This is a genomic window from Streptomyces sp. NPDC001787 (assembly GCF_040297465.1).
Lineage (GTDB): Bacteria > Actinomycetota > Actinomycetes > Streptomycetales > Streptomycetaceae > Streptomyces.
This window is the reverse complement of record NZ_JBEOZE010000026.1, coordinates 95116-115765: the sequence shown is the minus strand read 5'-3', so window position 1 is coordinate 115765 and position 20650 is coordinate 95116. Positions and strand designations below refer to the sequence as shown.

The 20650-nt window shown below is 69.1% G+C and carries 20 protein-coding genes; 12 read left to right on the top strand and 8 right to left on the bottom strand.

Annotation, left to right across the window (positions count from 1 at the left end; translation table 11 throughout):
* Positions 1-2 precede the first annotated feature (2 nt).
* Positions 3-854 carry a helix-turn-helix domain-containing protein gene (locus tag ABT170_RS30050; RefSeq protein WP_329942231.1) on the bottom strand — a complete coding sequence of 284 codons (852 nt, stop codon included), beginning with the start codon at positions 852-854 and terminating at the stop codon, positions 3-5.
* Positions 855-1073: 219 nt separating this feature from the next.
* On the opposite strand from ABT170_RS30050, the gene ABT170_RS30045 reads away from it, so the two are divergent.
* The 8 genes from ABT170_RS30045 (at position 1074) to ABT170_RS30010 (ending at position 9940) form a co-directional block, all read left to right on the top strand.
* Positions 1074-1544 (top strand): ATP-binding protein, encoded by a 471-nt coding sequence (locus ABT170_RS30045; RefSeq protein WP_329942230.1) that lies wholly within the window; start codon positions 1074-1076, stop codon positions 1542-1544.
* 192 nt (positions 1545-1736) lie between these two features.
* Positions 1737-2168: a hypothetical protein gene (locus ABT170_RS30040; protein ID WP_351872542.1), complete on the top strand. Its 432-nt coding sequence runs from the start codon at positions 1737-1739 to the stop codon at positions 2166-2168.
* Positions 2165-3991 (top strand): alpha/beta hydrolase, encoded by a 1827-nt coding sequence (locus ABT170_RS30035; protein WP_351872539.1) that lies wholly within the window; start codon positions 2165-2167, stop codon positions 3989-3991. The genes ABT170_RS30040 and ABT170_RS30035 overlap by 4 nt, the downstream gene beginning before the upstream one ends.
* Before the next feature lie 80 nt (positions 3992-4071).
* Positions 4072-4551, top strand: a complete 480-nt coding sequence (locus tag ABT170_RS30030; RefSeq protein WP_351872536.1) for a hypothetical protein — start codon at positions 4072-4074, stop codon at positions 4549-4551.
* Between the two features lie 232 nt (positions 4552-4783).
* On the top strand, positions 4784-7168 hold the full coding sequence (locus ABT170_RS30025; RefSeq protein ID WP_351872533.1) for an alpha/beta hydrolase: 2385 nt from the start codon (positions 4784-4786) through the stop codon (positions 7166-7168).
* A 23-nt stretch (positions 7169-7191) separates the two neighbouring features.
* Complete coding sequence (locus ABT170_RS30020; RefSeq protein WP_329942226.1) at positions 7192-7728, top strand: hypothetical protein; 537 nt, start codon at positions 7192-7194, stop codon at positions 7726-7728.
* Between the two features lie 105 nt (positions 7729-7833).
* Positions 7834-8826, top strand: a complete 993-nt coding sequence (locus ABT170_RS30015; protein ID WP_329942225.1) for a C40 family peptidase — start codon at positions 7834-7836, stop codon at positions 8824-8826.
* A gap of 382 nt (positions 8827-9208) precedes the next feature.
* Positions 9209-9940 carry a phosphatase PAP2 family protein gene (locus tag ABT170_RS30010; RefSeq protein WP_329942224.1) on the top strand — a complete coding sequence of 244 codons (732 nt, stop codon included), beginning with the start codon at positions 9209-9211 and terminating at the stop codon, positions 9938-9940.
* 262 nt (positions 9941-10202) lie between these two features.
* Here ABT170_RS30010 and ABT170_RS30005 read toward each other — a convergent pair whose 3' ends face one another.
* Together ABT170_RS30005 and ABT170_RS30000 are read right to left on the bottom strand one after the other, a co-directional pair.
* Positions 10203-11831, bottom strand: coding sequence for an FAD-binding oxidoreductase (locus ABT170_RS30005; protein ID WP_351872528.1), 1629 nt, complete (start codon positions 11829-11831; stop codon positions 10203-10205).
* A 99-nt stretch (positions 11832-11930) separates the two neighbouring features.
* On the bottom strand, positions 11931-12161 hold the full coding sequence (locus ABT170_RS30000; RefSeq protein ID WP_351872525.1) for a hypothetical protein: 231 nt from the start codon (positions 12159-12161) through the stop codon (positions 11931-11933).
* A gap of 175 nt (positions 12162-12336) precedes the next feature.
* Between ABT170_RS30000 and ABT170_RS29995 the strand changes: the two genes are divergently transcribed.
* A complete protein-coding gene (locus ABT170_RS29995) occupies positions 12337-13203 on the top strand; it encodes an SCO4651 family lipoprotein (RefSeq protein ID WP_329942221.1) in 867 nt (288 codons plus the stop codon).
* A 192-nt stretch (positions 13204-13395) separates the two neighbouring features.
* A complete protein-coding gene (locus ABT170_RS29990) occupies positions 13396-13650 on the top strand; it encodes a hypothetical protein (protein ID WP_329942261.1) in 255 nt (84 codons plus the stop codon).
* Positions 13651-13704: 54 nt separating this feature from the next.
* On the opposite strand, the gene ABT170_RS29985 is transcribed toward ABT170_RS29990, so the two are convergent.
* Positions 13705-14058, bottom strand: a complete 354-nt coding sequence (locus ABT170_RS29985) for a metal-sensitive transcriptional regulator (RefSeq protein ID WP_329942258.1) — start codon at positions 14056-14058, stop codon at positions 13705-13707.
* A gap of 243 nt (positions 14059-14301) precedes the next feature.
* Here ABT170_RS29985 and ABT170_RS29980 point away from each other — a divergent pair, with 243 nt between their 5' ends.
* Together ABT170_RS29980 and ABT170_RS29975 are read left to right on the top strand one after the other, a co-directional pair.
* On the top strand, positions 14302-14922 hold the full coding sequence (locus ABT170_RS29980; RefSeq protein WP_329942220.1) for a DUF47 domain-containing protein: 621 nt from the start codon (positions 14302-14304) through the stop codon (positions 14920-14922).
* A 5-nt stretch (positions 14923-14927) separates the two neighbouring features.
* On the top strand, positions 14928-15926 hold the full coding sequence (locus ABT170_RS29975) for an inorganic phosphate transporter (RefSeq protein WP_329942219.1): 999 nt from the start codon (positions 14928-14930) through the stop codon (positions 15924-15926).
* 160 nt (positions 15927-16086) lie between these two features.
* Here ABT170_RS29975 and pstB read toward each other — a convergent pair whose 3' ends face one another.
* The 4 genes from pstB to pstS form a co-directional block, all read right to left on the bottom strand.
* Positions 16087-16863, bottom strand: coding sequence for a phosphate ABC transporter ATP-binding protein PstB (gene pstB / locus ABT170_RS29970; RefSeq protein WP_266932330.1), 777 nt, complete (start codon positions 16861-16863; stop codon positions 16087-16089).
* 43 nt (positions 16864-16906) lie between these two features.
* The gene (pstA, locus tag ABT170_RS29965; RefSeq protein ID WP_329942218.1) at positions 16907-17989 is read right to left on the bottom strand and encodes a phosphate ABC transporter permease PstA; all 1083 of its coding nucleotides are present in this window, start codon (positions 17987-17989) and stop codon (positions 16907-16909) included.
* On the bottom strand, positions 17986-18978 hold the full coding sequence (pstC, locus tag ABT170_RS29960; protein WP_329942217.1) for a phosphate ABC transporter permease subunit PstC: 993 nt from the start codon (positions 18976-18978) through the stop codon (positions 17986-17988). Before pstC ends, pstA begins: the two co-directional genes overlap by 4 nt.
* Before the next feature lie 188 nt (positions 18979-19166).
* The gene (pstS, locus tag ABT170_RS29955) at positions 19167-20306 is read right to left on the bottom strand and encodes a phosphate ABC transporter substrate-binding protein PstS (RefSeq protein WP_329942216.1); all 1140 of its coding nucleotides are present in this window, start codon (positions 20304-20306) and stop codon (positions 19167-19169) included.
* Between the last annotated feature and the right edge of the window lie 344 nt (positions 20307-20650).

Here is a 20650-nt window from a genome sequence, read left to right as displayed (position 1 = left end):
CTTCACAGCTGCTGACAGATGCGCTGGATCAGATCCTGAGTGTCCTCGGGCGGCAGCGCGACGTCCTCGATCCTGCTGAACAACGTCCGGTAGTTGTGAAGCTGGCTCTCGGCGTCGAGGAAAGCGAGGCCGTGGTACTGGTCGAGATGCACGGTGTCCAGTTCGGGGACCGGGCCGTACGCGTAGTAGACGGACTGACCGGATCCGGGGACGGCACCTGCTTTGAACGGGATGACCTGGATGGTGATGTGGTCACGCCCGCTCATGTCGAGAAGATGCTGGAGCTGCGCCTTTGCCGTCCTGGTGCCGCCCACTTCGGTCCGCAGCGCGGTCTCGTGGATGAGTGCCTGGTACGGACGCGGCTCGGGTCCGTACAGGACCGCCTGTCGCTTGATGCGGAACGAGACGCGGTGCTCGATATCCGGGGGCGGCAATTCCGGGACGTGCTGACGGAAGATCTCCCGCGCGTGGTCCGGGGTCTGGAGCAGCCCGGGGATGTGTGCGGTGATGGCGCCTCGCAGCCGGACGGAGTGGTGCTCCAGTTCCGCAAGGTCCAGAAGGCGTGCGGGGAGGAGTTGCCGGTACTCGGACCACCACCCGCGCTTCCGGTCCTCGGTCATGCCGACCAGCGCTTCGATGAATGCGCGGTCGCAGCAGTCGTAGTTCTGCGCCATGACACGCAACCGCTCGCCGCTCACCCCGAACCTGGCGGTCTCGATGTTGCTCAGCTGCCCCTGGCCGATGCCGTGCACTCGGGCGGCCTCTGTGGCCGTGAGCCCGGCGCGTTCCCGCAGCTTGCGCAGCTCGGCGGCGATCCGGATGCGCCGACCGGTGGGGGCGGACCTGCCCGCCATGTAACTCCTCCTTGTCGGTGGCAAGTTCGGCCTGTCACTCACACGAGGGAAACCGCACTGAGTTTCATGGGTGAAGCGCAAATGGAACTTGCGCGCAGCCTACTCTGTGATCCAGGCCACCGGCCCGGAAGAACCCCGCTCGACGGAGCGGCCAGGTCACTGGGCATCGACTGCGTCGCAGCTCACTCCACCAACGTCCCTCCGTGAACGGAGACTTCCATGGCCATGACCACCGTAGCGCCGCCCTGGGCCTACACCCTCCAACTCCCGCAGGATCCCCGCGGACCGGGTATCGCGCGGGCCACCCTCCGTACCGTGCTGCGTGTGCACGGGATGGGCGAGCTCATCGACACCGCCGAACTGCTGACCGGCGAGCTGGTCACCAACGCCTACCGGTACTCCTCGGGGCCGTACTCACTCCGACTGCGCAGGGCCGGGCGGAGCAGGGTCCGGGTCGGTGTCTGGGACACCAATCCTGAGATCCCCGCCCCGTTCAGCGGTTGCCTGGAGGAGCCCTCCACGCTTGCCGAACGGGGGCGGGGGCTGCACCTGGTTCAGCAGTGCGCGGACAGTTGGGGCGCGTATCCGATGGGCGGAGGCCTGCCGGAGCAGAGCGGGAAGCTGCTGTGGGTCGAGTGCTCGGGGAAGCCTGAAAGTCAGGAGTCCGGCCTCCCGTGCCCTGAGGAATAGCAGCCGTGACGGACCGGCGAGTGGCCGATGTCCCGGGCAGAAAGAACTGCCCGTTCGGGTGAAGTGGCCGCCCCTCTCCGTTGCTTCCGGGCCCTGACGCGGCAAGGCCCCATGCGCCGTACGGCACGCGGGAGAGCGGCGTGTCGCGTACATCTGATTTGGCACAGTTCCGCTCCACGATCAAGGAGCGGGGTGAGCTGGGTGGGTGACCGGCAGCGGTTGAGCGATCTGGCGGCAGGGCCGGGAGGCGGCGGCAGCGCGGAGTTGAAGCACAGTGGCGGGCCCTGGACCCGGGCGGCCGGGGGTGCGGAAGCCCTGCGTACGCACATGGCGCCGGTACGGGCCGAGTTGGCGACGGCGCATGAGGGCCTGATGGCCGGTGCCGGTGCCGGTGCCGGTGCTGGTGCCGGTGGGCTGGCGGCGCTGGCGGAGCTCGGCGCCGTACGGGACTCGTGGGAGCGGCGGATCGAGGCCGCCCGCGGTGAGTGCGGGAGTCTCGCCGCGAAGTTACGGGCCGTGGCGCGGGCCCAGGGCGAGACCGACGAAGCAGTGAAGTCCGCTTTCGCTCCGGTGGCGGGCAGCGGGGGCGTGAGTGGGCGCGTGAGCGGGGGCGGTGCGCCGTGAACGGCGCGCGTGGGGCGCGTGGCGCGTCCACCTCGCTCACGTGGGCGAAGCTGCGCGAGGTGAAGTGCGACGAGCTGGAGGGCGCGGCCGATGGCTGGGGCAAGGCCGGAAACCGGGCCGACGCCGCACGGGACCGGATCGACAAGCAGCTCCTGAACGGCCTCCGCGAGACGCAACAGGGCGAGGCGGCCGAGGCGGCGGTCCTGAGGCTGCGCCGACTGGCCCTGAACTTCCAGTACGTCTACACGGAGTGCGGCCTGCTGCGTACGGCGCTGAACAGCCTGGCCCATGAGATGAAGGCCCAGCAGCGGGCGTTGCAGGATGCGCTGGACGATGCGGCGGCGCTGAAGTTCACCGTGCACGCGGACGGTTCGGTGACGTACCCGGAGGCCGGCGAGGGGCTGATCGACGGGGCACCGCTGCCGGGCGGCACGGCGTCGGGAGTGATCAGGCCGGGGTTCCAGGCGCCGTCCGGTCTGGTCGCGCCCAACCCGAACGCGGCAAAGGCGCAGGACATCGCGGACCGGGTGGTGCAGGCCGTACGCGCGGCGGCCGAGGCCGACTGGAGATACGCGGGCATCCTGCGGAAGCTGAAGGCGGAGGAGGGGCTGCGGGTCCCGGACACGATGTGGACGGACGCGGCGGCGGACGCGGCCTCGGTGCGGAACGCGGCGGGGGGCTACCTCAAGGCGGCCATCCCGTACGACGCGACTCCGGCCGAGCGCAAGGCGTGGTGGGCCGGCCTGACGGACGAACAGCGCGAGGAGTACCTCGCGGTGTACCCGGATCAGATCGGCAACCTGGACGGGATCCCGGCCCTCGTACGGGACGCGGCCAACCGGGACAACCTGCGTCTGCTCATCGGCGCGTTGGACGGGCGGGACGACGAGATGGCCGTGACGCAGCTGGCGGCGCTGAGGGAGATCGACCGTCAGTTGCAGGCCGTCCCCAAGGCCGGGGATCCACCGATGTATCTGCTCGGCATCGGGGACGAGGGGAACGGGCGCGCGATCGTCTCCTACGGGAACCCTGATACGTCGCGCAATGTGGCGGCGTATGTGCCGGGGCTGAATACGTCCTTGGATGAGGAGTTCGCCAAGGGGGACCTCAAACGCTCTCGTGATCTGGCCATTGCCGCACAACGGCACGATCCCTCCACTGCTGCGATCACATGGCTCGGATACGACGCACCGCAGTCACCGGACGGCTGGGGAAGTCTGGCTGTCGCGGGCGATGGGAAGGCCGAGGCCGGCGGGGCGTCGTTCCATGAGTTCATGGGCGGTCTGGCGGCCACCAACCAGAATGAGGATCCGCATATGACGGCCATCGGTCATTCCTACGGTTCGCGGACAGTGGGTGCCGCAACTCAGCAAGGGGATGGAATTCCAGGCGTCAGCGACATTGTGCTGGTGGGGAGCCCTGGCGTGGGGGTGGATCGCGCGGAGGACCTGGGGGTGGCGAAGGAACATGTTTTCGTCGGAGCGGCCAAGAACGACATCGTCACCAAGCTGCCTTCCAAGGGGCAGTCCTTGATCGGGTCGGCCGAGTTGCTGTTCGGTGGCCCGGCGGCTGCCTACGTGGCGGGAGAGATCGCCGATCCCGGTGATGACGACGTGTGGTTCGGCAAGGACCCGGCCAGTGAGGCGTTTGGCGCGAGGCGTTTCCCGGTGGACGACGGGCCGCCGTTGGTCGGGCCGGGTGGGCTCTCGGTCGATGCGCACTCGCAATACTTCGATCCGGATCGAGATGCGGTGTCTGCCGAAAGCATGGCTTTGATTGCCTCAGGGAATTCACGCAACGTCAGGATGGAGGAACTGCGATGAGCCGGGCAGGTAGGTGTATGGCGGCGGCAGTTCTTGCAGGTACGTTCCTGGCAGGTTGCTCAGGAGGCAGGGGGGAAGAAATGAACATGCAAGAAGCGGCGGAGCATTCGGATCAGATCCTCGATGCTGTTTTCGCAGAGATCAAACCGAATGTGCGCTGGATGCATGGCCCGACGACGACAAACAGTTGCGCGGTGACGCGGAGGCGGACCGTGATGACCATCGTGTCTGCTGAGCGGCGCGGTAGTTTCCTGGGCGTAGTGGATCGCTTCTGGCGCAAGAGTGGATATCGGATCAAGGCCATCAACAAGGATGTTGACGTCCCGGCGATTTTTGCGCAGACACAGGACGGTTTCGGAGTGAGCCTGATCGTCGCAGCCGAAGGCCAGGTCCACTTCGACGTCGACACCCCCTGCGTCCAGGAGTCCGAGGTGGCCGACTCCACCAGCAGGGCCACCGCCCCCACCTACGAAGGCATGGAGCACATCCCGCGCCCCAACATCCGCGACGACTTCTGGTCCGCCGGGGCCTCGGTGGCCAGGTCGGCGGGTTCTCCATGACCGGAGCAATCCATATCAACTTGCCCAACGGGCAAAGTTTTTGAGCCCTGCATTGGGCCCTGGGGCCCATGCTGCGTCCCCTGCCGCTGTGGTCGCATACGTGGAGTGATTTATCTGTCGCTGCGCCGCCCACTCACAAGGTAGGGGACTGGTCTTGTCTGGCATACGAGGAGTCGCGGTTCCGGGCGGCGTTGATGTAAGCGCTGTCGCGGTCCGTTCGGGCAGGCAACCGATGCCACGCCCACTGCAGGCGGTGCTCATTCTCGTTCAAGTGCTCCTCGTGGCAACGGTCGTGGGTGGGATCGACGTGCTGTCGGTCGCCGCTTCGGTCGACGCTGTCGATGGGCATCTGCTCGGGATGCTGCTGTACGCCGCCCTGCCCGGCATCACCGGTTTCGTGCTGTCCCTGTATGCGCGTACAGGGGGTGTCTCGATCTGGCGGGGCCTTCTCGCCGTGCATGCCTGGTTCATGCTCGGTGCGTTGGCCACGCTCAGTGGTGAGGCCGGCTTGCAGGGTGTGACGCGGCTGGTGATTCCCGCAGTGGTCGTCGTACTGCTTACACGCACCGAAGTGCGTGCCTGGTTCCGGCTGGGCAAGGAAGAGCGGGCCGAGCACCGGCCGTTCAGCTTCGCGCGGATGGTGAAGGCGCGCCGCGACAGCGGCCAGAGCGCCTTGGAGTACCTGGGAATGGTCCTCGTGGTCGTGGCCCTCGTCGGCGCGATCACGGCGACGGGTATCGGCGGGTCGGTGAGTGGCCGGCTTCAGAGCGCGATCTGCGAACTGACCGGAAGCTCATGCCCCGCTCCGGGTACCGATGTGGTGGCCGGCGGCGGGTCGGGCTCCGGGGGCAACCAGGGCGGTGAGGGTTCGGCCTCCGCAGGCGCGGGCTCCGAGGGTTCGACCGTAACGGGCGGCATGGCCACCGGCGGTGAGGATTCCGGGGGTTCGGCTGCTTCCGGTGGGTCCGACTCCGGTGGGTCCGACTCGGGCGGCGCGGGCGGTGCGGGCGGTGCGGGCGGTGCCGGTGGTACCGGCGGCTCCGGTGGTGCGGGCGGCGCAGGCGGAACTGGTGGTTCCGGTGGCACCGAAGGGTCCTCCGCGTCCGGTGGGGACGATTCCGCTACGCCGGTCGACGCGGGTAGATCCAATGGCGGCGGGGGCAACGGTCCCGGCAACGGCTCCGGCGGCGGTGACTCCGAGGGCGGGTTCTTCGACGGCTTCCTCGGCGACGGGCTCGGCGGCGATGTCAGCGGCATCGTCGACGCGGTCCTGAACCCCGTCGAGAGCGGCAAGGGCATCGTCGACCAGTGGACCAAGGACGCCCAGGGCGCGAGCGACAAGTGGGACCGGGGCGACTTCATCGGCGCGGCCTGGGACGTGAACAAGGCCGTCGGTGGCGGCGGTGGCGCCGGGATGGGGCTGCCGGGCTCCGGAGGCCGTGTCGACGCCGAGGTGAAGGAGGCCGAGCGCGGGTTCCTCAATGACCGGATTCCGGAGAACGCCACTGCGGCCCAGCGCAAGTCCTGGTGGGACGGGCTCTCGGAGGAGCAGCGCGAGCGGTACATCGAGCTGAGCCCGGACCGGATCGGCAACCTCGACGGTATTCCGGTGGCGGCCCGTGACGCGGCCAACCGCAAGAACCTCCAGGACCTGATCGGGAAGCTGGAGAAGACGGACACCGAGAAGGCCAAGAAGCAGCTGGCGGGTCTCAAGGAGATCGACCGGCAGCTGAAGGAGAAGCAGCAGCCGCCGATGTATCTGATCGGCATCGGGGACGAGGGCAACGGGAGGGCCATCGTCTCCTACGGCAACCCCGACACATCGAAGAACGTGTCGGCGTACGTACCGGGGCTCAACACCTCCCTGGACGAGGAGTTCGCGAAGAACGACCTCGGCCGCGCCCGTGACACGGCCATCGGCGCCCAGGGGTACGACGAGTCCACGGCGTCGATCGTCTGGCTCGGGTACGACGCTCCGCAGCTGCCGGACAGCGACGGTGTGGGCGGGTACTTCGCGGTGATGGGCAGCGGTCGGGCGGAGAAGGGCGGTGCGGCCTACAGCGACTTCATGGGCGGCATCGTGGCCACCAACCAGAACAAGGACCCGCATGTGACGGCGATCGGCCACTCCTACGGCTCGCGCACCGTCGGTGCCGCGACGCAGAGGGAGGGCGGGATCCCGGGGGTCGACGACATCATCCTGGTCGGCAGTCCGGGGGTCGGCGTCGACCACGCCGTGGACCTCGGGGTCGGCAGTGGGCACGTCTTCGTCGGAGCCGCGCGCAACGACCCGGTGACCAAGCTCCCCTCCAAGACCCAGGTCGCGGTGGGCGCGATCGGTCTGATCACGGGTGGCCCCGGTATCTCGTACCTCGCGGGAGACCTGGCCGACCCGGGCGACGACGACCTCTGGTTCGGCAAGGACCCGGCGAGCAAGGCGTTCGGGGCCCACCGGTTCCCCGTGGACGACGGCCCTGCGGTGATCAGCGGCAGTGGTGTCAGTCTGGAAGCGCACTCGCAGTACTTCGATCCCGAACGGGACGCCGTCTCTGCGGACAGCATCGCTCTGATCGTGTCGGGTCACTCCGACCGGCTCAAGATGGAGGAACAAAGGTGAGGCGAAGGTTCCCGATCGTTGCGATGGCCCTGGCTTTCGGGCTCGCCCTGTCCGGCTGCGGGACCGAGAACATGCGTCAGTCGGACGGAGGGAAGAAGAGCGGCATGGACATGCAGCAGGCCGCCGAACGTTCCGACGAGATGCTCGACGCGGTCCTGAAGGGGATCGAGCCGGAGGTCGAGTGGGCGCACGGCCCGACGACCACGCGCGCCTGCGGGGTGACCCGCAGGCGGACCGTGATGACCATCGTGTCCGCCGAGCGCCGTGAGATGTTCCTGGACCGGGTGGAGACCTTCTGGCGGGACAGCGACTACCGGATCAAGGCGGTCAACAACGACGAGGTGTTCCCCGCGGTCTACGCCGTGACGAAGAGCGGGTTCGGCATCAGCGTCAGCATCCGCGGCAAGGGCCAGGCCTTCTTCGAGGCGGACAGCCCCTGTGTGAAGGAGTCGAAGGTCGCCGACTCCACGTCCGAGCCGAACGGCAAGGCGTACAAGGGGGTCTACCCGTTGCCCCGTCCCAATGTCCGCTCCGATTTCTGGTCCGCCGGAGCCTCCTGATGACCGGTCAGCGCCCCCGATGACCCGAACAAGTCGCACACACCCGCGAAATCGGCCGTGAACCGCGCTCCGATGGGGGATGGTTGAGGGGTGCGGAAATATTGGATGGTCGGTGGGATCGGCGTCGGGTTGGCCATGTGCTTCGTGGCGCTGCTCGTCGTCGGTACGTACTCGGCCGCCGCCGGGCTCGCGGGTGCCGGCGGCGGCGCTGTCGGGCTGGCCAAGGGCGCTGTTCCGGCGCGCTACCAGCCCCTGGTGCAGAAGTGGGGCAATCTCTGTCCCGCCATCAACCCCGCTCTCCTGGCCGCGCAGCTGTACCAGGAGAGCGGGTGGAACCCCAAGGCGCAGAGCCATGCGGCCGCGCAGGGCATCGCGCAGTTCATCCCCGGCACCTGGGCCTCGCACGGGATCGACGGGGACAAGGACGGCGACCGGGACGTGTGGGACCCGGCCGACGCGATTCCTTCGGCCGCCTCGTACGACTGTGAGCTCGCCGGGTACGTGAAGAAGGTCCCGGGCGATCCCACCGACAACATGCTGGCCGCCTACAACGCCGGTGCCTACCGGGTGATCAAGGCGGGCGGGGTCCCCGGGATCGAGGAGACCCAGAACTACGTCAAGATCATCCGGACCCTGGAGAAGAGCTTCGCCAGGCCCGTGGGCCGCGTCGAGCCGTCCCGCCAGGCTGCCGCCGCCATCCACTTCGCGCAGGGCCGCCTCGGTACGCCGTATCTGTGGGGCGGGAACGGCACGAAGGAGCAGGGCGGCCGGTTCGACTGTTCCGGGCTGACCCAGGCCGCGTACCGGACCGTCGACATCGAACTGCCCCGGGTGGCCAACGACCAGTACAACGCCGGGCCGCACCCCTCGCGGGACGAGCTGCTGCCGGGCGACCTGGTGTTCTTCTCCGACGACCTGACCAACTCGCGGGCCATCCGTCACGTGGGGCTCTATGTCGGGGGCGGCTACATGATCAACGCTCCGTACACCGGGTCGGTGATCCGGTTCGACAAGATCGACACGCCCGATTACTTCGGTGCGACCCGGGTCACCAAGGACGGGGCCGCGGCACTTCCCACGGACCTTCCCCAGGCCTGACGGTCACGGACCTTCCCCAGGCCTGACGGTCACGGACCGGCCGGAGGCCGTCCACGCCTGACGGAGAGTCGGCCGTGGCCGGAACTCTCTGTGAAGCCTGGGCCCTGAGCTGCGACAACGAGTCTCTCTTCGATAACGTCATGGTGATCATTCGGTGGAGAGCGGAACGTACACGGTTGGCGGGCCGTTCCCTGGACTGGGACGGCCCGTGCGCTGACCATGCGGGCGGCGGTCCGGACGTCGTGCGACAGAGCTGTCGCACGGTGACGGGCCGCGGGGCCGGACCCGGCGGTATCCGCATCGCATCGAACACGGGGGTTCGACCAATGCGGCGTGCACGGACGCGCGTCGCGGCAGCAGACAAGGCAAGGGGCCGCAGCAGATGGCTGGACTCGCACTCGATGGGTCGAACCCCGACGTCAGCCTGCTCTACGACATCAATGGGCTGGCGAAAGCCGCTCCCACCTGGTTCGACCGGGTCATGGAGTTCGTCGGTGAGTACGGGATCATGCTCGGCATGGTCCTGGTGGCCCTGTGGTGCTGGTGGAGCGTTCGTCGGCGCGGCACGGCCGAGGACTCGGTGACCGCTGTCGCCGGCATCGTCTGGGCGCCGCTCGCCGCCGGGATCGCGCTGCTCATCAACATCCCGATCCGGGGGTTCGTGGAACGGCCGCGTCCGTTCAACGACCACGACGGACTCGATGTGCTCGTGGAGGGCAAGACGGACTTCTCCTTCGTCAGCGACCACGCCACCATGGCGATGGCCATCGGTGTCGGACTCTTCGTGGCCAACCGCAAGTTCGGGTTCGCCGCCCTCGGCCTGGCGCTCGTCGAAGGGTTCTGCCGTGTCTACATGGGCGTGCACTACCCCACCGATGTGATCGGCGGCTTCGCCCTCGGCACGGCCGTGGCCCTGCTGCTCGCGCCGCTCGCCATGGCCTTGCTGACCCCGCTGGTGACCGCGGTCTCCCGGTCGGAGCGGGTCGGTGTACTCGTACGGTCCCGGCGCCCCGTCGCCGGTTCCGCCGAGGGGCGCGAGGACGCGCTCGGGATTCCCGAGCCGCGGCCGGGGTCCGGACGCGGCGCCGCGGGGGAGAAGGACCTGGCCGCCTGACCGACGGGCCCGGAGGTTCGGGGACTCGTAGTCCCCTGTTCCCTGGTGCCAAAGTCCCCGGGCCCCCGGGCCCATGGTGGCAAAGTCCCTGGGCCCCGGGCCCATGGTGGCAAAGCCCCGGAGCTCCTGGTGGCAAGGGCTCCGGGGCCCTTTTGTGTCACAGATCCGGAGCAACGAGGGCCCGAAGCGTCGAGGCCCCGGCGACCCGAAGGACCGGCGACCCGTGGGCCCCCGCACCCCGAGGCCCCCGCGCCCCGGCGTCTCACAGTGCGTGCGGGAAGGTGAACAGGCCCGTCGGGTCGTACTGCTTCTTCAGGCGTGACAGCCGGTCCGCCGCGGTGCCGTAGTAGGCCTTCCGCCAGTTCGTCAGCAAGGGGTCCGGGTAGTTCTGGTACGCCTCGCCCGACGCGTACCGGCGCAGCGCTCGATGGGTGTTTTTCAGCCACTCCTGTTGCGCGGTGCCAGGGCTGTCGGGGCGCCAGGAACCGATGTACTGGGCGAGCATCCGGGAGCTTCGGTGGACGAACGCGGTCTCCTGCAGGCCGACCCGGTTGATGGCCCCGCCGAGCGCGGTCAGCGAGAGGGAGCTGCCGCCTCCGCCCTGTTCCCGTCCCGCGCCGATCCGGGTGAACGCCTCCGTCCGGTCGATCAGGGCGCGCAGGCCCGCCGGGGGGAGCGGGCCGGTGAAGAAGTCGGAGGCGGCGCTGTACGTCTCGCGCTGGAGGGCTCCGTCCGCCGTACGGCCCGGTGTCGTACCCGGCAGATGGCACTGCGCGTCCGTGAAGCCCGAGCAGCCCGCGTACACGAGCATCGCCTCCTGGTAGCTGCGGCTGCGCAGCGATACGGAGGAGGCGGAGGCGCCGATCCGGTCGGCGAGACGGTCGACGGCGTTCTGCAGGTCCCCGTACGTACCGAGGCTGAACGCGGCGACCGTGAGGGTGGGGGTGGCGCCGCCCGGCCCCGCGGCGAGGTGGGCGGAGGACCAGATCTCGTCCGGCTGGTCCGGCCCCCACGACTGCCAGGCGGCGAGGACCGCCTGCGCGCGGGACCAGGGCCAGCTGAGGTAGGCGCTGACCGTCCGGGGGGCCGGCCGGGTGCGGAAGCGGAGTTCGGTGACGACGCCGAAGTTGCCGTTGCCCGCGCCGCGCAGGGCCCAGAACAGGTCCTGATGGCGGGAGGCGTCCGCGGTGACCGTCCGGCCGTCGGCCGTGATCAGTCTGGCCGAGGTCAGGCTGTCGCAGGTCAGGCCGTACGCGCGAGAGGCGACGCCGTGCCCGCCGCCCAGTGTGAGGCCGGAGATGCCGACCGTGGGACAGGAGCCGCCGGGGATCGTCCGGCCGTGCCGGGCCAGGCCCCGGTAGACATCGATCAGCCGGGCGCCCGCGCCTATGGTGCTCCCGGTGCCGTCGCGCTCGACCCGGGCGAGCGAGGAGACGTCGATGACGAGGCGGCCGTTGCCGCTGGACCAGCCCGCGTAGGAGTGACCGCCGCTGCGTATCGCCACGGGGGTGCCGGTCGTACGGGCGAAGGCCAGGCACTCGCGGATGTCCTCCTCGTGTTCCGCGTACGCCACGGCCGCCGGTTTCAGACCGTCGAACCGGGTGTTGTAGAGCTGCCGGGCCGTGCCGTACGCGGAGTCGCCGGGCCGTACGAGGGGGCCGTCCAGGCTGCGGGCCAGGGCCGGCCAGTCGGCGGGCGAGGCCGGGGCGGAACCCGGCGGGGCGGGCGTGGCCGCGGTGGGGCGGGCGGTGGCCGGGGCGCTGCCGGTGGGCCCGCCCGCGCCGGGGCCGTCGTCCGGGGCCTCGCAGGCAGTGGCGGCGGCGGTGGTGAGCGCCGCGGCCAGCCCGGTGGCCAGCACGGTGCGGCGGCTCGGCGCGGTGGGGGCGTTCATGGAACCTCCGGTTCGGGGACCGCCGGGGCGGAGCCTCCGGCCGGAAACATGCGGCTGTCCCGGAGCGCGCCGGGGTGTCGGGGAGCGGCAGGCGGGGTGTCAGGGAGCGGCGAGGTGCTGTTCGGCGTCGGTGCGGGCCCGGTCCCGGGATCTGCGGGCCGGTCCGGACCAGCCGCAGCTGCAGCGGGCCAGGCAGAACGAGCCCCGTTCGACCGTCGAGGTGCTGTGCCCGGCGTCGTCCGGCCGGGGTGCGGTCGACCGGGGAGCGAGGGACGTCACGGGGGCGGATGCCGCGGTGACGGGGGAGCGGGTGGGGGGTTCCTCGGGCACGCGTCCACGGTACTGGTGGCGGCCCCGATGCGGGAGGGAGCGGGCCGATCGCCCGGGGTGGCGGGGAGGGGCGCGGCGGGGGCGCGCCGGGGCGGCGTGACGGGGGACCGCGGTGGTCGTTATGCGGGGCGGGTGAGGGCTCGGTCGGGCAGTAGTCGTTGAGGGTTGGCAGGCGATGGTGGTGCGGCAGCACAGGTGTGGAGGCGGGGCCCGGACGGTCCGCGCACTGGCGGTGGCGGGTGTGATGGCGGTGTCCGTCGGGTGTTCGGGCGGCGGAGAGGGCGGCGAGGGGCCGGCGGGCGGGGGCGGTGCGGTCTCGGCGGGGCGTCCCGCCGATGTGCTCGGGCAGGCGGCCGATGTGCTGGCCGAGTCGGGCGGCGCCGAGACGCGTACGTCGATGGAGACGGCGGTCGGCGGGACCCGGGTGACGATCAGGGGCCAGGGGATGTACGACTTCCGCAGACAGCTCGGACAGATCAAGGTCGTACTCCCGAAGGACGCCGCGGGGGCCGAGGGGCACCGTCCGATCACCGAGCTGCTGACCCCCGGGGCCCTCTACATGAAGAACCGTGGAGCCGGGGTCCCCGACGACAAGTGGGTCAGGGTCGATACGACGGCTCTGGACGACGGCAATCTCCTCACCGGCGGGGTCACCGATCCGATGGCCGCGGCGGAGCTGTTGCGCGGTGCGCGCGGGGTGACGTACCGGGGGGAGACGGAGCTGGCCGGGGTGACCGTGCATCACTACCGGGGCACCGCAGACCTGGGCCGTGCGGCGCGGGCGGCCTCGCCGCAGTCGCGCGGTGCGCTGGCCGCCGCGGCGAAAGGGTTCAGCAGGGACGCCGTCCCCTTCGACGCCTATCTGGACGAGGAGGGGCGGCTGCGCAAGGTGCGCCACCGCTTCACCTTCGCCGCCGAGGGGCCCGAGGGGCCCGAGGTGACCGTGGTGTCGACGATGCTGCTGTACGGGTTCGGGGTGCCGGTCACCGTGATGCTGCCGGACGACGACGACATCTATACGGGGGAGATCAGGCAGGGCTGAACGCCGAGCGTCCCGCCGAGCCCGGTCCTGTCGGGCCCGCCCGGTCCGCGAGCCCGGTGGGTACCCGCGGTGCGCGGGGTCCGGTTGGGTGGCCGAAATGGTCCGTCCGTGCCATGCACATCGACTGTCCCGCTCCCTACGCTGGGGGGCAGGTGCGCCAAGGGTCGGCGACGGCAGAGAGAGGTGACGCAGGTGGTGACGCTCAGCGCTCCGAACGCTCAGGACTGTGTGGCTCTCGCCGAGATCGAACTGTGCGGCGAGCTGATGATCGCGGCCTCGGCCACCCGTGAGGAACGCCTCAGCCCGGACCGTATCGACGAGGTGCTCGACGTGCGCGGAAGCGTACGGGCGGACGTACGGGGAGATGTACGAGGCGACGTACGGGCGGACGCGCCGTGTGCCGGGCACCGGACACCGGTCCCCCGGCAGGGCTGCCGCCGGGGGTGACATCCCGCACGTCGTGGTTCCTCGTCGACCGGCTCACGTACGGAGTCGACCGGCTCACGTACGGAGCAGACGGGCGATCGCCTTCGTGGCCTCCTCGACCTTCGCGTCGATCTCCTCGCCGCCCTTGACCGAGGCGTCGGCGACACAGTGGCGCAGATGCTCCTCCAGCAGCTGGAGCGCGAACGACTGGAGGGCCTTGGTGGAGGCCGAGACCTGAGTCAGTATGTCGATGCAGTAGACGTCCTCGTCGACCATGCGCTGGAGGCCGCGGATCTGGCCCTCGATCCTGCGCAGGCGCTTGAGGTGCTCGGCCTTCTGATGGTGGTAGCCGTGGATACCGCGGTCATGGTCGGTGACGATCTCGGCGGTGCCCGCCGCACCGCCCTCCGTGGTCTCGGTGGTGGTCATCGCGTCCGTCATTGCGTCCTCCCGTTGTCCTCTGAGCTGTGTCTTGCCGGTGTCTTGCCTGCGTCGCATCTGCGCTTGATATACCCCTGCCCGGTATATCGTAACGAATCCAGCCGAAACGTGACCGGGGGTCCGTGCTGATCACTGTGCCTGATGGGCGACACTGAGAATGCCGGTTAGCCGTGGCCGGATGATGCGCCTAGCATCAGCCTGACCGAATCCAAAGCACCCCGAGGACCCCACGTGCGCTTTCGTCTGACCCCCAGGGAGACGAGCTTCTACGACATGTTCTCCGCGTCTGCGGACAACATCGTCACGGGCTCGAAACTCCTGATGGAACTGCTCGGGGCGGATTCTGCCTCCCGAGTCGAGATCGCGGAGCGTATGCGGGCAGCGGAGCACGCGGGGGACGACGCCACCCACGCGATCTTCCACCAGCTCAACTCCTCCTTCATCACGCCGTTCGACCGCGAGGACATCTACAACCTCGCTTCGTCGCTCGACGACATCATGGACTTCATGGAGGAGGCCGTCGACCTGGTCGTGCTCTACCAGGTCGAAGAGCTCCCCAAGGGGGTCGAGCAGCAGATCGAGGTCCTGGCCCGAGCGGCGGAGCTGACCGCCGAGGCCATGCCGAGCCTGCGGACCATGGAGAACCTCACCGAGTACTGGATCGAGGTCAACCGTCTGGAGAACCAGGCCGACCAGATCCACCGCAAGCTGCTCGCCCACCTCTTCAATGGCAAGTACGACGCCATGGATGTTCTGAAGCTCAAGCAGATCGTGGACGTACTGGAAGAGGCGGCTGACGCGTTCGAACACGTCGCCAACACCGTGGAGACCATCGCGGTCAAGGAGTCCTGAACCTCGTGGACACCTTTGCGCTGATCGTGACCATCGGTGTCGCGCTCGGCTTCACATACACGAACGGCTTCCACGACTCGGCGAACGCCATCGCCACCTCGGTCTCCACCCGGGCGCTGACCCCGCGGGCGGCCCTGGCCATGGCCGCCGTGATGAACCTCGCGGGTGCCTTCCTGGGCCAGGGGGTCGCCAAGACCGTCAGCGAAGGCCTCATCGCCACGCCCGAGGGCCAGAAGGGGATGGGCATCCTGTTCGCGGCGCTGGTCGGCGCGATCATCTGGAACCTCGTCACCTGGTACTACGGCCTGCCGTCCTCGTCCTCGCACGCGCTGTTCGGTGGCATGGTCGGTGCGGCGCTGGCCGGCGGGACGATGGTGCACTGGGACGGGGTGCTGGAGAAGATCGTCATCCCGATGTTCCTCTCGCCGATCATCGGTCTGGTCGTCGGTTATCTCGTGATGGTCGCCATCATGTGGATGTTCCGGAACGCCAACCCGCACAAGGCCAAGCGCGGCTTCCGGATCGCGCAGACGGTCTCGGCGGCGGGCATGGCGCTCGGGCACGGCCTCCAGGACGCCCAGAAGACGATGGGCATCGTCGTGATGGCGCTCGTCATCGCCGATGTCGAGGGACCGAACGACGAGATCCCGGTCTGGGTGAAGATCGCCTGTGCGCTGATGCTCTCGCTCGGTACGTACGCGGGCGGCTGGCGCATCATGCGTACGCTCGGCCGCAAGATCATCGAGCTGGACCCGCCGCAGGGCTTCGCGGCCGAGACGACCGGTGCGTCGATCATGTTCGGCTCGGCGTTCCTGTTCCACGCGCCGATCTCCACGACGCATGTCATCACCTCGGCGATCATGGGCGTCGGTGCCACCAAGCGGGTGAACGCGGTGCGGTGGGGCGTGGCCAAGAACATCATCCTCGGCTGGTTCATCACCATGCCGGCCGCGGCGCTCGTCGCCGCGCTGAGCTACGGCGTCGTGGTGCTGCTCTTCGGCTGAGGGCCGATACCCCGCGTCGCCCTGTTGCCCCGCCGTTGACACGTGCCAACCGGCGGCCGTACGGAAATGGGTCCGCCCCCGTTCTCTCTCCGGAGATCGGGGGCGGACCCTTTTGCCTTGTGGTGGCACCGCCATGCAGCACCGCAAGGCCGTCTGTGGGTTATCCGAAGCGGCCGGAGATGTAGTCCTCCGTCGCCTGGACCGACGGGTTGGAGAAGATCCGCTCCGTCTCGTCTATCTCGATGAGCCGGCCGGGCTTGCCCACCGCCGACAGGTTGAAGAACGCCGTGCGGTCCGAGACACGGGCCGCCTGCTGCATGTTGTGCGTCACGATGACGATCGTGAAGCGCTCCTTCAGCTCGCCGATCAGGTCCTCGATGGCGAGGGTCGAGATCGGGTCGAGCGCGGAGCACGGCTCGTCCATCAGCAGGACGTCGGGCTCGACCGCGATGGCGCGGGCGATGCACAGACGCTGCTGCTGCCCGCCGGAGAGGCCGGAGCCCGGCTTGTTCAGGCGGTCCTTGACCTCGTTCCAGAGGTTCGCGCCGCGCAGGGACTTCTCGACCGTGTCGTTCAGCTCGCTCTTGCGGTAGCTGCCGTTCAGACGCAGGCCCGCCGCGACGTTGTCGAAGATCGACATGGTCGGGAACGGGTTCGGGCGCTGGAAGACCATGCCGACCGTGCGGCGCACGGTGACCGGGTCGACGTTCGAACCGTAGAGGTCCTCGTCGTCCAGCAGCACCTTGCCCTCGACGCGGCCACCGGGGGTGACCTCGTGCATCCGGTTCAGGGTGCGCAGGAAGGTGGACTTGCCGCAGCCGGAGGGGCCGATGAAGGCGGTCACGGAGCGGGGCTCCACGGTCATCGAGATGTCCTCGATGGCCTTGTGGCTGCCGTAGTAGGCGGTCAGTCCGCTGATGTCGATGCGCTTGGCCATGGTGAGAATCACTGCTTCTTTCGGGAGGTCGCTGATGGCCGCGTCAGCGACCGGTCTTCGGGGCCTTCCAGCGGGCGATGCCGCGGGCCACGAGGTTGAGGATCATGACGAAGGCGATCAGCACCAGGGCAGCGGCCCAGGCACGGTCGTACGAGGCGGGCTCGCCGATCTTGTACTGCTCCCAGATGTAGAAGGGGAGCGAGGACTGGGCGCCTTCGAAGGGGTTCGCGTTGATCAGCTGGCTGCCGAAGACCAGCAGCATGATCGGCGCGGTCTCCCCCGCGATACGGGCGATGGCGAGCATGACGCCGGTCGTGATGCCACCGATCGCGGTCGGCAGGACCACCTTCAGGATGGTGCGCCACTTCGGGATGCCGAGGGCGAGGGAGGCCTCGCGGAGCTCGTTGGGGACGAGCTTGAGCATCTCCTCGGTGGAGCGGACCACGACCGGGATCATCAGGATCGTCAGGGCCAGCGCGCCCATCAGCCCGGAGGGCTGGAGCTCCGCCATCAGCATGATCGACAGGATGAAGAGCCCGGCCACGATGGACGGGATACCGGTCATCACGTCGACGAAGAAGGTGACGGCCTTGGCGAGCGCGCCCTTGCCGTACTCCACCAGGTAGACGGCGGTCAGCAGGCCGAGCGGGGCGGAGATCGCCGTGGCGATACCGACCTGCTCCAGGGTGCCGATCAGCGCGTGGTAGACACCGCCGCTGGCCTCGGAACCGAGCACTCCCGCCATGGAGTGGGTCAGGAAGTAGAAGTCCAGGCGCTCGGCGCCCCGGCTGATGGTCGTCCAGAGCAGCGAGGCCAGCGGAACGACGGCGATCAGGAAGCAGACCCACACGACGCTGGTGGCGAGGCGGTCCTTGGCCTGGCGCTGGTTCTCGACGACGGTGGTCACCGCGTACGAGATCGCCAGGAAGAGGAGGGCGGAGATCAGCCCCCACTGGGTGCGGCTGTGCCAGCCGGCGGCCACGCCGATTCCCACACCGAGGGCGAGGGCGACGGCGGCGAAGCCGACCGGGGCCAGACGCGGCAGCGTCTTGCTGCTGAGGCTGTTCTTCGGCACGGTCGTCACGGGCTTCGGGCGTTCCTGGACGCTGGTCGGTGCGTTGCTCATGCGTTGGCCCCCGAGTATTCCTTGCGGCGGGCGATGATGAGCCGGGCCGCGCCGTTGACCAGCAGGGTGAGGACGAAGAGGACGAGTCCGGAGGCGATCAGGGCGTCGCGTCCGAAGGCGTCGGCCTCGTCGAACTTCGCGGCGATGTTCTGGGCGAACGTCCCGCCGCCCGGGTTCAGCACATGCAGCGAGATCAGGAAGCTCGGCGACAGGACCGTGGCGACGGCCATCGTCTCGCCGAGCGCGCGGCCCAGTCCCAGCATCGACGCGGAGATCACGCCGGAGCGGCCGAAGGGCAGCACCGAGAGGCGGATGACCTCCCAGCGGGTGGCGCCGAGGGCGAGCGCGGCTTCCTCGTTCATCTTCGGGACCTGGAGGAAGACCTCGCGGCTGACGCTGGTCACGATCGGCAGGATCATGATGGCCAGCAGGATGCCGACGGTGAAGAGCGAGCGGGCGACGCCGACCTCGGTCTTCTCGAAGATGTACGTCCAGCCGAAGAACTGGTCGAGCCAGAGGTTCAGGCCTTCGAGGTACGGCACGAGGACGAGCGCGCCCCAGATGCCGTAGACGATGCTGGGGACCGCGGCGAGCAGGTCGACGACGTACGCGAGGGGCGCGGCGAGCTTGCGCGGCGCGTAGTGCGAGATGAAGAGGGCGATGCCGACGGCGATCGGAACCGCGATGATCATCGCGATGACCGAGCTGACGACGGTGCCGAAGAGCAGGACCGCGATACCGAAGACCGGCGGGTCACCGGCCGGGTTCCAGTCGAAGGTCGTGAGGAAGTTGCCCTCGTTCTTCGAGATGGCGAGCACGGCGCGGTAGCTGAGGAACACGGCGATCGACGCCATGATCACGAGCAGCAGAATGCCCGAGCCCCGCGAGAGGCCCAGGAAGATCTTGTCGCCCGCGCGCCCGGTGGACCTGGGGCGGATCCGGGGCGTCGGCGGGGCCGGTGGTGTGTCTATCGGTGTGGTGGAAGCCATGGTCTTTCCGGTCTGTGTGGGGGAGCTTGCGCTCCCCTGGCGGCGGTGCACCGGATGGGTCGGGCGGATGGGGGGAGTGGTGGTGCGGCGGGCCGGTCCGGAGGGGTGCGCCGGGCCGGCCTGCCGCGTGTCACGTACTGAGGCGCGGGTTCCCGTACCTCAGTACGTGGTGTTGCGGTGTCGCTGGGCTAGGAAAGGCTGCCGATGGTCTCGCGGACCTTGGCGTTGATCTCGGCGGGGATCGGGGCGTAGCCGGCGTCCGTGAGGACCTTCTGGCCCTCGTCGGAGGCGGTGTAGGTCAGGAAGGACTTGACCGTGCCGAGGGTGTCGGCCTTGTTGCCGGTGTCGCAGACGACCTCGTACGTCACCAGGACCAGCGGGTAGGCGCCCTCGGCCTTGGTGGTGTAGTCCAGGTCGAGCGCCAGGTCCTTGCCGGTGCCCTTGATCTTGGCGGCGGCGATGGCCTTGGAGGCGTTCTCCGAGGTGGCCTTGACCGGGGCGGCGCCACCGGTGTTGATGTCGACGGTGGTGATGTTCTGCGAGGAGGCGTAGGAGAGCTCGAAGTAGCCGATCGCGCCGTCGACCTGCTTCACCTGGGCGGCGACGCCGGAGGAGCCGGACGCGGCCTGGCCACCGGGGGCCGGCCACTTCTTCTCGGCCTCGTACTTCCAGTCGCTCGGGGCCGCGGCGCCGAGGTACTTGCCGAGGTTCTGCGTGGTGCCGGAGTCCTCGGAGCGGTGGAAGGCCTGGATGGCCTTGTCCGGCAGCTTGGCGCCGTCGTTGAGCTTGGCGATCGCGGGGTCGTTCCACTTCTTGATCTTGTTGTCGAAGATCTTGGCGAGCGTGGGGGCGTCCAGCGTGAGGCTGTCGACACCCTCCAGGTGGAAGCCGATCGCGATCGGGCCGCCGACCATCGGGAGGTTGATGCCCTGGCCGGTCTTGCAGGTCTTCTTCGAGTCGGCGACCTCTTCGGGCTTCAGCGCCGAGTCGGAACCGGCGAAGCCGACGGTGCCCTGGTTGAAGGCGATGATGCCCTCACCGGAGGAGGAGGACTTGTAGTTGATCTCCACATCGGAACAGGCGGCCATGTAGTTCTTGACCCAGAGGTCCATGGCGTTCTTCTGTGCGCTGGAGCCGGAGGCGCGCAGCTGGCCCTTGGCGCCGTCGCACTTGATGTTCGACGCCGCGCTGGTCTTGCCGCCGCCACCACCGGTGCTGCCGTCGCCGCTGTTGTCGTCCGAACCGCACGCCGTGAGGACCAGGGCGCCGGAGACGGCGAGGGCACCGAGCGCGGTGGCACGAAGCCGGTTCTTGCGCTGAAGCTTCACTTTCGGGTGTTCCTTCCAGGAGCCGCCGTGGTCTGTTCGTTCTACGACGGCGTGCGATGAGGAGTGGTGTCGAGGCTTGGCGCCGCGCACCGTGTACGTCCGAAATTAGGCAGAACAGGTGAAGCGGCCTACGGGAGAGAGTGAACGGAAGGTGAACCGTGTCGGACAGGCGGGGGGCGGTGTGCGGGGCGCCTGCCCACCGGTCTGCCCGGGGCGGCGAAAAGTGGAGGAAAGGGCGCACAGGAAGAGCTGCCCGGCGCTGTGGTGGGGAAAACGGTGGGGCTGGGGTGGTGAAGAGGGCAGCGAGGGGGTGGTGAAGCGGTGGTGCCGGGGCGGTGGGAGCG

Excerpts from the sequence above, each read along its gene's own strand:
- ABT170_RS30020 (WP_329942226.1), top strand. The coding sequence starts at position 7,192 with ATGGCCCTGGCTTTCGGGCTCGCCCTGTCCGGCTGCGGGACCGAGAAC.
- ABT170_RS29985 (WP_329942258.1), bottom strand. The coding sequence starts at position 14,058 with ATGACCACCACCGAGACCACGGAGGGCGGTGCGGCGGGCACCGCCGAG.
- ABT170_RS30005 (WP_351872528.1), bottom strand. The coding sequence starts at position 11,831 with ATGAACGCCCCCACCGCGCCGAGCCGCCGCACCGTGCTGGCCACCGGG.
- ABT170_RS30015 (WP_329942225.1), top strand. The coding sequence starts at position 7,834 with ATGGTCGGTGGGATCGGCGTCGGGTTGGCCATGTGCTTCGTGGCGCTG.
- ABT170_RS30045 (WP_329942230.1), top strand. The coding sequence starts at position 1,074 with ATGGCCATGACCACCGTAGCGCCGCCCTGGGCCTACACCCTCCAACTC.
- ABT170_RS30030 (WP_351872536.1), top strand. The coding sequence starts at position 4,072 with ATGAACATGCAAGAAGCGGCGGAGCATTCGGATCAGATCCTCGATGCT.
- ABT170_RS30025 (WP_351872533.1), top strand. The coding sequence starts at position 4,784 with ATGCCACGCCCACTGCAGGCGGTGCTCATTCTCGTTCAAGTGCTCCTC.
- ABT170_RS29995 (WP_329942221.1), top strand. The coding sequence starts at position 12,337 with ATGGTGGTGCGGCAGCACAGGTGTGGAGGCGGGGCCCGGACGGTCCGC.
- ABT170_RS30010 (WP_329942224.1), top strand. The coding sequence starts at position 9,209 with ATGGCTGGACTCGCACTCGATGGGTCGAACCCCGACGTCAGCCTGCTC.
- pstB (WP_266932330.1), bottom strand. The coding sequence starts at position 16,863 with ATGGCCAAGCGCATCGACATCAGCGGACTGACCGCCTACTACGGCAGC.
- pstC (WP_329942217.1), bottom strand. The coding sequence starts at position 18,978 with ATGGCTTCCACCACACCGATAGACACACCACCGGCCCCGCCGACGCCC.
- ABT170_RS30050 (WP_329942231.1), bottom strand. The coding sequence starts at position 854 with ATGGCGGGCAGGTCCGCCCCCACCGGTCGGCGCATCCGGATCGCCGCC.
- pstA (WP_329942218.1), bottom strand. The coding sequence starts at position 17,989 with ATGAGCAACGCACCGACCAGCGTCCAGGAACGCCCGAAGCCCGTGACG.